Source organism: Streptomyces sp. NPDC056948, assembly GCF_042674225.1.
In the GTDB taxonomy this organism is placed as follows: domain Bacteria; phylum Actinomycetota; class Actinomycetes; order Streptomycetales; family Streptomycetaceae; genus Streptomyces; species Streptomyces purpurascens.
Genome location: NZ_JBHUQX010000240.1, coordinates 1 through 14,496 on the forward strand (window position 1 = coordinate 1; position 14,496 = coordinate 14,496).

At 69.9% G+C, this 14,496-nt stretch carries 16 protein-coding genes; 6 read left to right on the forward strand and 10 right to left on the reverse strand.

All coding sequences use genetic code 11. From position 1 onward, the window contains the following. Nucleotides 1–109 precede the first annotated feature (109 nt). Nucleotides 110–2,707 (reverse strand): rifamycin-inactivating phosphotransferase, encoded by a 2,598-nt coding sequence (gene rph / locus ACFTZL_RS27465; RefSeq protein ID WP_382587933.1) that lies wholly within the window; start codon nucleotides 2,705–2,707, stop codon nucleotides 110–112. 544 nt (nucleotides 2,708–3,251) lie between these two features. On the opposite strand from rph, the gene ACFTZL_RS27470 reads away from it, so the two are divergent. The 3 genes from ACFTZL_RS27470 (at nucleotide 3,252) to ACFTZL_RS27480 (ending at nucleotide 4,966) form a co-directional block, all read left to right on the forward strand. Then, the gene (locus ACFTZL_RS27470) at nucleotides 3,252–3,554 is read left to right on the forward strand and encodes a hypothetical protein (RefSeq protein ID WP_382587935.1); all 303 of its coding nucleotides are present in this window, start codon (nucleotides 3,252–3,254) and stop codon (nucleotides 3,552–3,554) included. A 114-nt stretch (nucleotides 3,555–3,668) separates the two neighbouring features. After that, nucleotides 3,669–4,259 carry a hypothetical protein gene (locus ACFTZL_RS27475; RefSeq protein WP_382587936.1) on the forward strand — a complete coding sequence of 197 codons (591 nt, stop codon included), beginning with the start codon at nucleotides 3,669–3,671 and terminating at the stop codon, nucleotides 4,257–4,259. Between the two features lie 143 nt (nucleotides 4,260–4,402). Continuing rightward, nucleotides 4,403–4,966, forward strand: a complete 564-nt coding sequence (locus ACFTZL_RS27480; protein WP_382587937.1) for a snapalysin family zinc-dependent metalloprotease — start codon at nucleotides 4,403–4,405, stop codon at nucleotides 4,964–4,966. Nucleotides 4,967–5,123: 157 nt separating this feature from the next. On the opposite strand, the gene ACFTZL_RS27485 is transcribed toward ACFTZL_RS27480, so the two are convergent. The 4 genes from ACFTZL_RS27485 to ACFTZL_RS27500 form a co-directional block, all read right to left on the reverse strand. Beyond that, nucleotides 5,124–5,921, reverse strand: coding sequence for an alpha/beta hydrolase (locus ACFTZL_RS27485; RefSeq protein WP_382587939.1), 798 nt, complete (start codon nucleotides 5,919–5,921; stop codon nucleotides 5,124–5,126). 24 nt (nucleotides 5,922–5,945) lie between these two features. Beyond that, entirely contained in the window at nucleotides 5,946–6,089 is a 144-nt protein-coding gene (locus tag ACFTZL_RS27490) for a hypothetical protein (RefSeq protein ID WP_382587960.1), read from the reverse strand. Beyond that, the gene (locus ACFTZL_RS27495) at nucleotides 6,035–6,493 is read right to left on the reverse strand and encodes a lasso peptide biosynthesis B2 protein (protein WP_382587941.1); all 459 of its coding nucleotides are present in this window, start codon (nucleotides 6,491–6,493) and stop codon (nucleotides 6,035–6,037) included. Before ACFTZL_RS27495 ends, ACFTZL_RS27490 begins: the two co-directional genes overlap by 55 nt. A gap of 106 nt (nucleotides 6,494–6,599) precedes the next feature. Next, nucleotides 6,600–7,118, reverse strand: coding sequence for a hypothetical protein (locus tag ACFTZL_RS27500; protein ID WP_382587943.1), 519 nt, complete (start codon nucleotides 7,116–7,118; stop codon nucleotides 6,600–6,602). A 183-nt stretch (nucleotides 7,119–7,301) separates the two neighbouring features. On the opposite strand from ACFTZL_RS27500, the gene ACFTZL_RS27505 reads away from it, so the two are divergent. Beyond that, nucleotides 7,302–9,017, forward strand: coding sequence for an IlvD/Edd family dehydratase (locus tag ACFTZL_RS27505; protein WP_382587945.1), 1,716 nt, complete (start codon nucleotides 7,302–7,304; stop codon nucleotides 9,015–9,017). Nucleotides 9,018–9,037: 20 nt separating this feature from the next. Here ACFTZL_RS27505 and ACFTZL_RS27510 read toward each other — a convergent pair whose 3' ends face one another. Further along, complete coding sequence (locus tag ACFTZL_RS27510) at nucleotides 9,038–10,249, reverse strand: cytochrome P450 (protein WP_382587947.1); 1,212 nt, start codon at nucleotides 10,247–10,249, stop codon at nucleotides 9,038–9,040. Between the two features lie 125 nt (nucleotides 10,250–10,374). Here ACFTZL_RS27510 and ACFTZL_RS27515 point away from each other — a divergent pair, with 125 nt between their 5' ends. After that, on the forward strand, nucleotides 10,375–11,034 hold the full coding sequence (locus tag ACFTZL_RS27515; protein WP_382587949.1) for a TetR/AcrR family transcriptional regulator: 660 nt from the start codon (nucleotides 10,375–10,377) through the stop codon (nucleotides 11,032–11,034). 9 nt (nucleotides 11,035–11,043) lie between these two features. Here ACFTZL_RS27515 and ACFTZL_RS27520 read toward each other — a convergent pair whose 3' ends face one another. Continuing rightward, complete coding sequence (locus ACFTZL_RS27520) at nucleotides 11,044–11,439, reverse strand: winged helix-turn-helix transcriptional regulator (protein ID WP_382587951.1); 396 nt, start codon at nucleotides 11,437–11,439, stop codon at nucleotides 11,044–11,046. Nucleotides 11,440–11,561: 122 nt separating this feature from the next. Between ACFTZL_RS27520 and ACFTZL_RS27525 the strand changes: the two genes are divergently transcribed. Then, nucleotides 11,562–12,413, forward strand: coding sequence for an NAD(P)H-binding protein (locus ACFTZL_RS27525; protein WP_382587953.1), 852 nt, complete (start codon nucleotides 11,562–11,564; stop codon nucleotides 12,411–12,413). 33 nt (nucleotides 12,414–12,446) lie between these two features. Here the strand turns inward: ACFTZL_RS27525 and ACFTZL_RS27530 are convergent, their stop codons facing one another. The 3 genes from ACFTZL_RS27530 to ACFTZL_RS27540 all read right to left on the reverse strand — a co-directional run bounded on the left by ACFTZL_RS27530 (nucleotide 12,447) and on the right by ACFTZL_RS27540 (nucleotide 14,393). Next, the gene (locus ACFTZL_RS27530) at nucleotides 12,447–12,902 is read right to left on the reverse strand and encodes a DUF6174 domain-containing protein (protein WP_382587954.1); all 456 of its coding nucleotides are present in this window, start codon (nucleotides 12,900–12,902) and stop codon (nucleotides 12,447–12,449) included. 99 nt (nucleotides 12,903–13,001) lie between these two features. Further along, nucleotides 13,002–13,679 (reverse strand): GPP34 family phosphoprotein, encoded by a 678-nt coding sequence (locus tag ACFTZL_RS27535; RefSeq protein WP_382587956.1) that lies wholly within the window; start codon nucleotides 13,677–13,679, stop codon nucleotides 13,002–13,004. A gap of 48 nt (nucleotides 13,680–13,727) precedes the next feature. Then, nucleotides 13,728–14,393 (reverse strand): alpha/beta hydrolase family protein, encoded by a 666-nt coding sequence (locus ACFTZL_RS27540; RefSeq protein ID WP_382587958.1) that lies wholly within the window; start codon nucleotides 14,391–14,393, stop codon nucleotides 13,728–13,730. Nucleotides 14,394–14,496: the final 103 nt, after the last annotated feature.

Below are 14,496 nucleotides of genomic sequence, written 5' to 3' on the forward strand. Positions count from 1 at the left end.
GATGAGAAAGAAGGGTCGCAGGGTTGCTCGGAATTGATCCCCTACGGCGCCAAAACCAGCCAGCCGCCAAGGAGTTGCTCGGGTACGCGGGCCGGGTGGAGAACAGTGGTCAGGACAGGATCTCGATGTACCCGTCGGTTCCGTGCACGCGGATCCGCTGCCCGTCCCGGATCAGCCGGGTGGCCTGCTCCACGCCCACGACGGCCGGCAAGCCGTACTCCCGGGCGATCACCGCGCCATGGGTCATCAAGCCGCCCACCTCCGTCACCAGGCCCGCGATTCCGACGAACAACGGCGACCAACTGGGGTCCGTGAAGGCCGTGACCAGGATGTCGCCCGTCTCGAGATCGGCGTCCGCCATGTCAAGGATGACGCGGGCCCTCCCCTCGACGGTCCCGGCGGAAACCGGCAAGCCGATCAGTGCACCGGCCGGCACGTCGTCGCGCCGGTACGCCCCGGTGAGGGCCTCACCGTCCGAGGTGAGCACCCGGGGCGGTGTGAGCGCGTGGTACGACCGGAACGCCTCCTTGCGCTGCTGGATGAGCTGGTCGTCCACCCGGTGCGAGCGCACCACGTCGTGGAGTTCCTGGAACGTGAGGTAGAAGATGTCCTCCTTCTCAGGAAGCACGCCGGCCCGCACGAGGCGTTCGCCCTCCTCCAGCAGGGCCCGCTTGTAGACGAAGTAGCGGCTGACGATGCCGTACTTCGGGTACTCCCGGTACCCGATGAAGGTTCTGACCCGGTCGATCATCCGCTTGGCCTCGTCGGCCTTCCGCTCCCCGTCCGGCAGGGCCCGCAAGCGCGACAGCACGTCCTGTTCCTTCTCCTGCGCCTTCTGCCGGCCCGCCTCGAAGCGTCGCGCGGCCGCGCCCGGCTCGAAGTTCCTGACGTTGTCGAGGATCACGGGCACGAGCGTGGCGGGGCGCTCGCGCCAGCGCGGCCTCGTGATGTCGATCTCGCCGACGCAGCGCATGCCGTACCGGTCGAGGTAGGCCTCGATGGCGTCGCGCGCTTCGGTTCCGCCCGCGAGCTTCGGCAGCTCGTCCAGGAAGCCCTCGTCCTCGACGCCCTGCAGGAACGCCACCACCTCGGGTTGCGGGCGGATCACGTCCGCGACGTCGAGCAGCGCCAGTCCCATCTCCGACGTGACGTTGTCGGGGGCGGACAGCGTCAGCGTGTCAGCCACGTTCTTCTCGCCCAGCCACTCCTGCAGCTTGTCGTTGAGCCACCACGTGGCCTCCATCCCCGCCATGATCGCCTGCATGCTCAGCGGATCGCTGAGGACTCGCTTGTGCTCCTCGAAGGCCTCCGGCAGGAAGTCGAACAGTGCCGGTCCGGTCTTCGTCCGGATGTCCCGCTCCAGGGCGGCGATGGACGCCTGGCTGCGCTCGATCAGCTCGGTGACGATGGCCGGATCGGTCTCGATCGGGGCGGACGCGCCACCGGCCGGCGGCCCGCCGGGACCCGCGTCCGGGAGCGACGGGACGAAGTCGTCGCGGTCCAGGACGGTCTCCAGGGCGTCCCTGGTCAGCGGATCGCCCTTCCCGATGACGTCCAGGAGGCCGGTGCGGCTCGCGGGCGAGGCCAGGCGCCGGGTGACGTCGACGAACAGCCTCCCGCCGGCCTCGTGCATCGGCACCATGGCCGTCAGCTGCCACATCGAGAGCCCCAGGGGCTTCATGGGGTCGGTCATCATCTGCTGGTGACCGACGGAGACGTAGACGTGATTCTCCTGGTCGCCGGACTCGGGGACGGGGAACAGCGTCGTGATCGGCCGGCTCTGCACGATCTGGAAGTCATCGTCGACCAGGCACCATTCGATGTCCTGCGGGCGGCCGAAGCGCGCCTCGATCCGCCGCCCGAGCTGTACGAGCCGCACGACCTGCGCATCCGTCAGCGCCGGCTGCTCCTGTCGCTGCGAGTCGATCGCCACTTCCTGCGTACCGCCGGCCGGCAGGGCCTGAATGGCACGCTCTTTGGCGGCGATCGTCTTGGCGACGACTTCGCCGTCCCGCACCTTGAAGACGTCCGGGTTCACCAGGCCGGAGACCAGGGCCTCGCCGAGGCCGAAGCCGGCGTCCACGGTGGCGACCTTCCGGTCGCCCGTGACGGGGTCGGCCGTGAACAGGATCCCGGCCGCATGCGGGAAGACCATCCGCTGCACGACCACGGCCATGTGGACCGTACGGTGGTCGATGCCGTTCCGCTGACGGTAGGTCACGGCCCGCTCGGTGAACAGCGAGGCCCAGCACCGGCTGATGTGCTGGAGGCTCGCCGCCGGCCCCACGACGTTCAGGTACGTGTCCTGCTGGCCGGCGAAGGAGGCCGTCGGCAGGTCCTCCGCCGTCGCGCTGGACCGGACGGCGTAGGCGGCCTGCTCGCCGAGCCGGGCGAGCATGCGGTTGACCGCGGCCGCGAGCTCGCCCGGGATGGCGATCCCTTCGATGGTCCGACGGATCTCCGCGCTGAGTGCGCGGATCGCCTCCCGGTCGTCCGGGCTGAGACGCGAAAGCTGATCGAGCCGATCATCGAGCGACGGTTCTTCCGCCACGATCCGCCGGAAGGCGTCCGTCGTCACGCAGAAGCCGGCGGGCACGCGGACGCCTTCGATCCGCGTGAGCCTGCCCAGGTGCGCGCCCTTGCCGCCGACGACCGCGACCCGCGTCTCGTCAACCTCTTGAAGGTCCCACACGTACTGCTCGATCATCGCGATACCTCCGAGGCGGTCGTTTCCCGTTGCACTGCACTCGCCTCATACGTCAACAACACACGCACACCGTGTCCTTCATATCCGCAGGTTGTGGCCTCGGCGGATGATTCTGCGCCGCACCCCGGGGCTTGCCGCAAGCCCCCCAGCGCGCTATAACTTAAGAGAGGCAAGGAGAGTTCTCTCCTTGCCTTTGCTGTTTGTCGGCAAGGCCCGAAGCCGTCGAGCGCGCCGGCAAGGTGTGGAGCGGTCGGCCGCCGGCCGGTTTCGAGCTCACCCGCCGGATGTACGCGGACATCGCGCGGCACCCACTGCCGTTCTCCACTCCGGTGATCTTCGACGTCGAGGAGTACGAGGGCGTCCTGACGTACGAGCGCGAGCTGCCCGGCGCCTCGATTCGGGCGGACTCCGCGCACGAGGACTTCGAGCGCGAGTTGCCCACCCGGCACAGCGACGCGCTGCTTGCCGTCCTGCGTGGCCTGGCCTCCGTGCCCGGCACGGACGCCATGCGCCAGTCGACGGTCCAGGGCGACGACCGTCCGCTGTGGCGGGTCACGACCGCTTCCAGAACGCGCTCGCGGCCCTGGTCGCCCGGGCCGTGCCACGGCACGGTGCCGCCCTGGCTGCGTACGGGCCGCACGCCGAGGAGCACACAGCGGAACTCACCCGGCTCTTCGCACACAAGCTCGGGTACGCACCGGCGACGCTCACCGCCTATCAGGCCGCATACGCCCTCACCACCTACGACCTCTTCGGCCTGGACGACAGCGACGGGCACTTCTGGTGGTGCGTCGAACAACTCTGCCGCAACGCCGTGTTCAGCCGGCAGTTGAGACACGCTCCGTGACTCCTGCGTAGGCGGGCTCGCGCCCGTCGCCAAGCTTCCAGCCCATGGCGCCAGGCGCGTTGGACGGGCGCGCAGAAGCAATCAACAGCATGAATCTCGCTGGGCGGTCTCGTCATGGACCAGTACCGTGCGAGGCAGTCAGAGGGGGGTGAGCTGGTGCGTCCGGTGTTGTTGCTGGATGTCGACGGACCGCTGAACCCGTATGCCGCGAAGCCGCACCGACGGCCTGAGGGATACCAGACGCATCGGCTGCTGACGCCTCGTTGGGACGCCGCCGAGCGGCGCCGACTGACTGAGTGGGGGCTCCCGAACAAACCGGTGAAACCCCTGCGTGTCTGGCTGAACCCGAGTCACGGCCCGGCCTTGGACGCGCTTCCCTTCGACCTGGTGTGGGCGACGACATGGGAGGAGGAAGCCAATGGTTTCATCGCACCGGTACTGGGATTACCGGAGTTGCCCTTCATCACCTGGTCGTCGACGCGGGGCAGGCCCGGTGGCGGTGTGTTCTGGAAGACACCGGAGATCGTCGCGTGGGCGCGAGGCCGGGTGTTCGCCTGGATCGACGACGAGATCACGGAGGCGGACCGCGCCTGGGTGAAGGAGCATCACGACGGTCCCGCGCTACTGCACCGAGTCGACCCCCGACGCGGCCTTGCCGACGGGGACTTCGCCGTGCTGAGGGCTTGGGCCGTCGGCTTGCACTGACTGCGCCACCGGGCCGGTGGCAGACGGCTGGAGGCCGCCCGGGCGGGGCCGGCTCGGATTGACGGATTCATCTTCGTTCCCACTGGGCAGTGGGCCAGGGAATGTCATGAGCACGACTGCCTTTCCCCACAAGGAGGTCGATCATGCACGTCCGTACGCTGACCGGCGGCCTGGCCGCTGCCCTGGTGGTGTCCTTCTCCCTGGCCGGTGGCCAGGCCGTGGCCGCTGCCCCCGACGCGGAGGGTGCTCCCCTCGCCGCCCGTGTCCTCCTCTACGACGCCAGCGGTTCCGCGGAGTTCAGGAGCGCGGTCGACCGTGGCGCGGCGATCTGGAACGAGAGTGTCGACGCCGTCGAGCTGCGACCGGCCGCCGCCGGGCAACGCGCGAACATACGGGTCCTCGCGGACAACGGCTGGCCGCGCGCCCTGCCCACCACTCTGGGCAACGGAACCGTCTACATCGGGCGGCAGGCCGTGGACCAGGGCTACAACACGATTCGCATCTCCGCCCACGAACTCGGACACATCCTGGGCCTGCCCGATCGCAAGCCAGGACCGTGCTCGAGCCTGATGTCCGGCTCCACCGCGGGCACCGCGTGCACGAACCCGTATCCGAACGCGGCGGAGAAGACAGAGGTCGAGGGGAACTTCGGCGGCGCGCTCGTCGGGCCGGCCCCGGCGGCACGTGCCGAGGTGATCGTGGACTGACGCGATCCGCACCACGTCGAACGCCCGCCTGCGTACCGGGGGCGGGCGTTCGCGCGTGGGTCCCCTCGGCAGCCTTCAGCCGAGCTGCTCCGCCAGTCCGACGATGATGCCCTCGGGACCGCGGACGTAGGGCCCAGCGTTCTACAGGGCCTACGGTCTACCGGGCGTGCGCAAGGGCCCAGTCGAGGGCCTGGTCGGCGATCTCTTCCCAGCCTGGCGCCGCGGGCAGCAGGTGCGGCATCCCCGGGAACTCCTTCACCTCGGTGACCGTGTTCGACTTGTAGTGCCGGGCGTTGGACTGCTGCACCTTGGGCGGCATCAGGTGGTCCTTCTCGCCCGAGATGAACAGCAGCGGCGCACGGGCGTCGTTGTGGTAGTCGACGTACGTGCTCTGGTGACCGGGGCGCAGGGTGGCCAGCGCGCTGTCCCAGAAGATGCCGCCGGAGGCGGGGATCGCGTACCGCTCGTACAGCGCCTTCGACTCCTCCTCGGAGAAGGTGTTGGTGAAGGCGTAGTGCCACTGCTCGGCGGTCAGACCGACCGCGCGATGCCGGTTGGCCGGGTTCTTCAGCACCGGGAAGGCCGCCTTGATCTGCGTCAGCGGCACGACGGCCACGCCCTCCGTGGGCGCGGAGCACATGGCCACCCCGGCCGCACCGAGACCGCGGTCGAGCAGGAGCTGGACGAACACGCCGCCGGCGGAGTGGCCGATCAGGACGGGCGGCTTGTCCAGAGCCCGGACCTCATGCTCCAGACTCCCGATGATTTCCTCGACGGTGACCTTCTCGATGGGCGTGGTGTCGGTGTTGAGGGACTCGACCTCCGCCTCGAAGCCGGGGTAGGCGGGCGCGAGAACGCGGTAGCCGCGCTTCTTGTAGTGGTCGATCCAGTGTTCCCAGCTTCGAGGGGTCACCCAGAAGCCGTGGATGAGGACGATGGTGTCCGGGGTGCTCATGGCTGCTGTTCCTTCCGGAGGGTTTCAGCGGGTGGCGCGGTACGCGGCCTCGATCTGCCGCACGACGGCGTCCGGCCGGGGCATCATCAGGACGTGCGAGGCACCCTTCACTTCTACGGTCCTGCGGCCGGCCCGACCGGCCATGAACCGCTGAAGGGCGCGCGGAATGACACGATCGGCTCCGGCGACGACGTACCAGGACGGCAGGCTCTTCCACGCCGGTACGCCGGCTCATTGATCATTGGCTCTGCGGAACATGAAGCAATGGTGAAGGGGAGCATGACACGGGCGTCGGTCACCGACTTTGCCATGTGTGCCAGGCCGGTGGCCAGGGAGCGTTGGAGGCAGTAGCGGTCCGCGCACAGGGTGCTGACGGCGGTCACGTGCTGCCGGGCCCGGAGGGCTTCGTCGTAGCGGGCGGGTCGGGCGCCGCGGCGGGCCAGGTGCAGGGCGGTGCGGATACGGCGGGGCGGCAGGAGCGCGATGAGCCGGGCAGCGGCGACGGCGGTGTGGGCGGCGATACGGCGGCTCACCGGCGGCCGGACACCGCCGGTGTCCAGGACCTGGCTCACGAGGCGGTCACCAGCGCTTCCTTGAGGAGGTGGCCGAGGAGAGCGGTGACGTCGGCGCCTGCACGCTCGCGGGTCAAAGTCATCCGGGCCGGTGCCTGCGGAGGCGTCAGGAGAGTCCCGATGCCCGGAACACCGCGTGCACCGTCTCGTCGTCGATACGGTGGCCGAGCCGTTCCAGGACGTCCGCACCGTGGCGCAGCGTGCCACGCTCCAGGGAGCGGCGGACGCCCGTGTCGAGTTCGTGCCAGAGCATGGGGTTGGCCGCGAGGATCCGGGGGTCGACTTCCAGGCGGTGTCCGTGGACGTCCCGCAGGACCAGGTGGGACGAGACGCCGTCGTACTGACGCACGGTCGTCAGGGCGTCCGTACGGACCGCGATCCGGCGCCAAGGGGTGCGTACCGCCAGCCAGCCGGGGCCCGCGCTGACCTGTGGGGGCAGCAGGACGCTGAACACCGTGGCCGACAAGAAGCCCCAGAGCAGGGCACGGAGAAGCGTCAGGCTTCCGCCGTCCCAGTCGACCAGGAGGCACATGGCGCAGAACACCAGGGCGCAGCTCACCGCGAGCCGCGCGCCGTCACGCCAGTGGCGGTCGCCGACCGACGCTGTCGGTGAGCTCCGTTCCATGTTCCTGAAAGTAGGCCGCCGTAAGGGCTCTGTGACCACTGCTGACGGGGTTCTGGCGCCACGCGGGCGAACATTGACGGGTTTCTGACGCGCCCGGCGGGGTCTGTCGATCCGTCGACCGGCTGCTTATGCTTCATGACGTTCCGGAACTCAGACCTCCGTACCGTCTATCGGAAGGGCTCCATGGAGAGGCTCCGCAGCGCGCAGTGGTACGAGGGACAGGACCGCAACGCCTACATACACCGGGCCTGGATGCGACGCGGAGTGCCGGACGACGCCTTCACCGGCCGGCCTCAGATCGCGATCGCCAACACCGCCTCGGACCTGACTCCTTGCAACGCGCATCTGAACGAGGTCGCCGCCTCGGTCCGCAACGGCGTGTACGAGGCGGGTGGCATTCCGCTGGACCTGCCCGTGGTGTCGCTGGGGGAGACGCAGGTGCGGCCCACCGCCATGCTGTGGCGGAACATGGCGGCGATGGCCACCGAGGAGATGCTCAGGGCCAACCCCATCGACGGCGTGGTCCTGCTCGGCGGCTGTGACAAGACGATCCCGTCGCTGCTCATGGCCGCGGCCTCGGTGGACCTGCCCGCGGTCGTGGTTCCCGGCGGTCCGATGCTCAACGGCACCTTCCGTGGCGGCCTGCTGGGCTGCGGCACCGGTGTGTGGAAGCTGTCGGAGGAGGTCCGGGCGGGCACGCTCTCCCAGGAACAGTTCACCCGCTCCGAGTCGGCGATGATCCGCAGCCGCGGCCACTGCAACACCATGGGCACGGCCTCGACGATGGCGCTGGTGGCGGAGGCGCTGGGCACGGTCGTACCGGGCACCGCGGGCATCCCGGCCCCCGACAGCCGTCTGCTGGAGGCCGCGCACCACACGGGCCGGCTGGCGGTGGACATGGTGGGCGCCGACCGGCGGCCCGGGACGTTCCTGACCGAGGCGTCCTTCCGGAACGCGATCGTGGCGCTGGCCGCGATCGGCGGCTCGACCAACGCCGTCGTCCATCTCCTGGCCATCGCGGGCCGGCTGGGCATCGATCTGTCGCTGGACGACTTCGACCGCATCGGCTCCCGTGTACCGGTCCTGGTGGACCTCCAGCCGGCCGGGCGTTACCTCATGGAGGATTTCCACCGCGCCGGAGGTCTGCTCGCCGTCCTGCGCGAGGTGCGCGACCTGCTGGATCCCGACGCGCTGACCGTCACCGGCAGGCCGTTGGCCGACTTCCTCGACGACGTCGAGATCTGGGACGGCGAGGTCATCCGCACCCGTGCCGAACCACTGGTCGCCGAGGGCGGCATCGCCGTCCTGCGCGGCAACCTCGCCCCCGACGGCGCGCTCGTCAAACCGGCCGCCGCCTCCCCGCACCTGCTGCGGCACCGGGGCCGGGCCGTCGTCTTCGACAGCGTCGAGGACTTCCACGCCCGTATCGACGACCCCGGACTCGACGTCGACGCCGACTCCGTCCTCGTCCTGCGCGGCTGCGGACCCAAGGGCTACCCGGGCATGCCCGAGGTGTCGAACATGCCCCTGCCGAAGAAGCTGCTGGAACAGGGAGTTCGTGACATGGTCCGCGTCTGCGACGGCCGCATGAGCGGCACGGCGTACGGCACGGTCGTCCTGCACGTGGCCCCCGAGGCCGCGGCCGGCGGCCCGCTCGCCCTGGTACGGACCGGCGACTTCATCACCCTCGACGTCGAGGCCCGCCGTATCGACGTCGACGTCCCCGCGGACGAACTCGCCCGCAGAAGCCCCGGCAAGGCCACCGTCACCGGCTTCGCCAACCCACGGCGCGGCTGGGAACGCCTCTACGTCGACCACGTCCTCCAGGCCGACACCGGCGCCGATCTCGACTTCCTCGTGGGCTCCAGCGGCTCCGAGGTGACCCGCGAGTCGCACTGACACCGGGTCACCTCAGGGAATCACCAGGTCACGGGCAACTCGGTGACGCCACCGGTGAGGGTGGTGCGGACCTCCAGCTCGTCCAGCTCCTTGGCGAGCCGCAGGCCGGGCAGCCGGCGCGCCAGGGTGGCGAACACGATGCGCAGTTCGACACGGGCCAGGCTCGCGCCGATGCAGAAGTGCACGCCGTGGCCGAAACCGAGGTGGTTGCGTTCCGGGCGGTCGGGATCGAAGGTCTCGGCGTCGGAGTAGACGGAGGAGTCGCGGTTGGCGGCGTTGATCGACAGGACCACGGCGTCGCCGCGCCGGATGGTGACACCGGCGACGTCGACATCGGTGTGGGCGTACCGCAGCAGACCGAGGTCGCCGGGCGCGCCCAGGCGCATGATCTCCTCGACGGTGGCGTTGACCCGGCCGTCGGGGTCTTCGGTCAGCGTCTGCCACTGGTCGGGACGGGTGAGCAGGAAGAGCGTGCCCAGGCCGATGCGGTTGACCGTGGTCTCGTGCCCGGCGAACAGCAGCCCGACGCAGAGCTGGATCATGTCGGCGTAGTCGTAGTCCGCGTCGGTGCTCTGCGCATGGACCAGGTCGGAGATCACATCCTCGCCCGGCTGCGCGCGCTTCGTCTCGGCGAGTCCCGTCATGTACTCGTTGAACTCGTCCCGCGCCCGGTGGGCGGCGTCGCCGATGGCGTAGTTGGACATGCGCTCCGACAGTGAGGCGAAGCGCTCGCGGTCGCTCTCGGGCACCCCGAGCAGCCGGCAGATGACCGCGACCGGCAGCGGGAAGGCCAGCCCGGCCTGCAGATCGACGACCCCGCCGGGGGCGGCGGCATGCTCGGTGATCAACTCGTCGACGCAGTCGTCGACCAGGTGCTGGACGTGATCGGTCAGCATCCGCATCCGCTTGGCCGAGAACGCCGGGGTCAGCAGCCGGCGCATCCGCGTGTGGTCGGCCTCCTCGGTGTCGTAGTTGCCGGTGGGGCCGTCCAGTACGGCGGCGGACGTCAGGCGTGAGGCACGTTCCGGTTCGGGATGGGAGCGGCCCAGTCGTTTGTCGCTGAGCAGGTCGCGGACCTCCTCGAAGCGGGTGACCAGCCAGGCGGGATCCCCGGCCGGGGTGGTGACCGGCGTGACGGGCGCCTCCCGGCGCAGTACGTCGTAGAGAGGCGCGAGGTCGAGCACGTTCGGCCTCGGGAAGGGCAGTTGCTGACGCTCGGCGGTAACGCTCATGGCGCTCCTCCTGTGATCTCCGAATGCGATCTTCGAGCCGCCCCGACCGTAGCAGTTTGTTGGCAGTAACTGTCATTAAAGTTTCGGTCAGTCCTCCCATGTCGCGTGCGTGTTTAGATCGCCTGATGGAGGACTTCGTGGCGGACAGCGGGCGCGTGCCTCGCCGGGGGCGGCCGCCGGTGAGCGACGAGCAGCGCGGGCGGCAACGCCTGGACATCTCCCGCCACGCCGTCCGGCTGTTCGCCGAGCGGGGCGTGGCCGCCACGTCCGGCGAGCAGATCGCGAAAGCCGCCGGGGTCTCCGAACGTACGCTGTGGCGCTGCTTCCCCACCAAGGAGAGCTGCGTCGAGCCGCTGCTCACACAGATGATCGACGCCTTCCGGACGGTGCTGCACGCCTGGCCGCCCGAACTCGGCCTGATCGAGCACCTGCGTACGGCCTACCGGCCCGTCATCGACTCAGCGTCCGGCGCGGATGTCGAGGCGGTTCTCGCGGTGGTCCGGCTGACCCATGACGAACCCGCGCTGCGCGCCGCCTATCTGGTCCTCCGGGAGCGTGCGGAAAAGACGTTCACCGAGGTGCTCGCCGAACGCATGGGCATGCGGCCCGACACGTTCGACGTCCGCGTGCAGGCAGCGGTGATGAGCGCCGTGCTCAAGGTCTCGGCCGACGATTTCGCCCGTGAAACGGCCGGCCGAGGCATCACCCCGGAAGCGCTGGAGGGCCATCGCGACCACCTCGCCCAGGCACTCGGCCTGGTCACCCGGGGGCTCGCGGGGCAGTAGGGCCACGTACTAGCGGGCCGGGTCGCCGTCGTACGCGCGGCGGGCCCGGTCGACCTTGTCCAGGTTGCCGGCCGCCCACTCGGAGAGATGCGCGAAGAGCGGGGCGAGGCTGCGGCCGAGTTCGCTGATCTCGTACTCGACGCGAGGGGGGACCTCCGGGTGGTACGTGCGCACGACCAGCCCGTCGCGTTCCAGTTGCCGCAGCCGCTGCGTGAGCACCTTCGGAGTGATGCGGGCGATGCGTCGTTCCAGTTCCACGAAGCGCTGCCGGCCGTGTGCGTGCAGGGTCCACAGGACGGGTGTGGTCCACCGGCTGAAGACGATGTCGACGACGGGCGAGATCGGGCAGGCGAGCACCGGTTCGGTCGTCGTGTCGGACGCGGTCGGTGCGGCGTCGTCGGCCATGCGCTTCCCTTTCGGACAGTCACTTTCCTGTAGGTACCTACTTTACTTCCGGTGTTAGCGTCCCCCTGTCCCGCCCGGCCATCGGGCGGTGTCAACCACTTTGCAAACAGGGGGAGTTACTCATGATCGTAGTGACGGGAGCGACCGGCAACGTCGGCAGTTCGCTCGTACGGATCCTCGCGGCGGCCGGTGAGCGGGTGGCCGCGACGTCTCGGAGCATCACCGACGCGGCCGTTCCGGAGGGCGTCCGGCATCGCAAAGCTGACCTGACCGACGCCGAGAGCCTTCGCCCGCTTCTCGACGGCGCCGACGCGCTGTTCCTGCAGAACGGCGGACCCAGCGCCCACCTGCTGAACCCCCGGCACATCCTGGACGTCGCCAAGGCCGGGGGAGTCGAGCGCGTCGTGCTGCTGTCCTCGCAAGGAGTCGCCACGCGGCCGGAGTCGGTCTCGCACGGTGGGACGGCACGGGCCATCGAGGACGCCGTGCGCGAGTCGGGCCTGGACTGGACCGTCCTGCGCCCGGGCGGTTTCCACTCCAACATGTTCGCCTGGGCCGAGTCCGTACGCACCCTCAGGACCGTCGCCGCGCCGTTCGCCGATGTCGGCCTGCCCACGGTCGACCCGGATGACATCGCCGAGTTGGCCGCCGTGACGCTGCGCGAGAGCGGGCATGCAGGCCGGACATACGAGTTGACGGGGCCCGCGCTCAGCACGCCGAGGCAACGAGCCGAATCGATCGCGGACGCGCTCGGCGAGCCGGTCCGTTTCGTCGAGCAGACCCGTGACGAGGCCCGGGCTCAGATGCTCCGGTTCATGCCCGAGGCCGTGATCGAGACGACGCTGGCCATCCTCGGCGAGCCCACGCCCGCCGAGCAGCGGATCAGCCCCGACATCGAACGGGTCCTCGGCCGCGCACCCCGCACCTTCGCGGCGTGGGCTCGACAGCACGTCGCCGCCTTTCGGCAGAGCTGAGAAATCACCCTCCGACGGCACCCATGGCTGGCGTCAGGCGCCGGTCCGCTCGTAGGAGCTGATGACGTAGCGGGCCTCGTCGTCGATCGCGTTCTCCTCCCAGTCCAGGGAGATCCGCACCGGGTGCCCGTCGGCGGCGTAGTCCGCCTCGGCCGAGTCGGCATCGTCCTGCCGAGCCTGCTCCAGCTCCTTCAGGAGCTCCCCGATGGTGGGCACCGCGTCGGGGGCGCTCTCGACCGCGCGTCGTCCCATGTCGTCGAGGCCCACCGACTTGACCACGGCGCCGTCGCGGACCGAGATGCGGAAGGTGCCGAGCAGACTCCGCTCTCCTTCGCTGGACCGGAGCGTGTAGGTGTACGAGGCGGGCTCCTGCCAGGGTGCGCTGCTCTGCGCCTGCGTGGCGGCCTGTGTGCCGGTGCCGCAGGCGGCGGCCGCGCAGACCACCCCTCCGATCAATACGGCACGGGCAGCGAGAGATACGGCGGTCATGGCGGTGGGGTCCCTTCGAAGACGGCTACCGCTATGACGCCGGCCGCCCGGGGAACGTTCGGCGGTGCGTACAGCACGCGGCGGGCAAGCCGGGGAGTCCTACGAGAGAGTCGTGATGACCGTGGCGGCGCTCGCGGCGGAGAAGGCCGCGGCGATCTGGGTCACCGCGCTGTTCACCGCCGCGGCCCCCCAGTTGCCCTGCTCGAGTTCCTTCGCGCGGGTGGCGACCGCACCCGACCACTTCGGGACGGGATCCAGGCTCGGCAGGGTGCCGCTGGCCGAGATGAGGGCGATGATCGCGGCGAGACGGGCATCGGGCTCCTCGCCGTGCTCCAGCACGGCGCGCATCCGCTCGCGCAGTTCGGCCTCGTGTCCGGTGTCCGTGGCGGGCAGGCTCGTCGTGGGGAACAGCCCGAGGAGCCGCTTGCGTTCCCGGCGGAGCAGCCCGCGTTCCACCAGGCGCTCGGTCAACGGTTTCCAGAGGCCGGAACCGATCGTGACCAGCAGCGACTGAACCTGCCCGGGGCGGGCCGTGATCGTGTCGTAGGCGGACTGGAGCAGCGGGTCGGGAAGGCTGCCGGCCCCCGTGGCGAGGACCTTCGTGCCCTTGAACCAGGCGCGGCTGTCCTCGGGCTTGATCCTGCCGAGGAGTGCGAGCTCGACGAGTACCGCACCACCCAGGGTGTGGTGCAGGGTCCCGGCCCCGGCCGGGATGCCGTACTCGTCGTCGAGCATCAGCAGCAGCACTTCCTCGACGATCAGCGTGTTGTCCTGCATGGATTCCCTCAACTCAACTCAGTGCGAATCGACGCGACTTGACGCGGGTCAGATCAGCTCGGCGGGCAACGGCAGGGGTGCGAGGCGGTAGGCCGGCGGCTCGGTGCCGTGCAGATGGCGTACGAAGTAGTCCCAGGCCCGGCGCACGACGTAGTGCCCACGGTTGAGCAACGCATGCTCGACGCCGGGCACGATGAGCATGTCGACGTCGGCGTCGGCCTCGATCAGGGTATCGACCAGACGCAGCGTCTGGTGGGGGAGCGCGTTGTCGTCGAGTTCGCCGTGGATCAGCAGCAGTTTGCCCCGCAGGTTGGCCGCCAGGGCCGGGTTCGAGAGTTCCTCGAGGTCACCGTCGCCGTGGTAGTGCTCGGCCCACATCGTCAGGTTGATGCGGTTGTCGTGGTTGCCGGCCACCGCGACGCCGACCTTGTAGAAGCCGGGGTGGGCGAGCAGCGCGCGGGCGGTGGCGAACCCGCCCGCGGAGTGCCCGGTGATGCCGACCCGGCCGGTGTCCAGCCAGGGATACCGGAGCCCGAGCCCGCGGATCACCGTGACGTGGTCCGCCAGGGCGCCGGCGTAGCCGAGGTCGCCGTAGGACTGGTCGTGTAAGGCCTTGCAGTGCCCGGCGGTGCCGCGCCCGTCGACGGCGACCACCGCGAATCCCAGCGCGGCGAGCGACTCGGGACGTGAGCGCGGGCACGTGCTGCTCGGCAAGGCCTCCGGGCACAGGGCCGGCACCGAGGCGTTTGTCGGGCACGGACCGCCTGCTGGTCCGCGGCAGGCCGAGCAGCGTGACTGTAGTAGATTTGTTATGTAG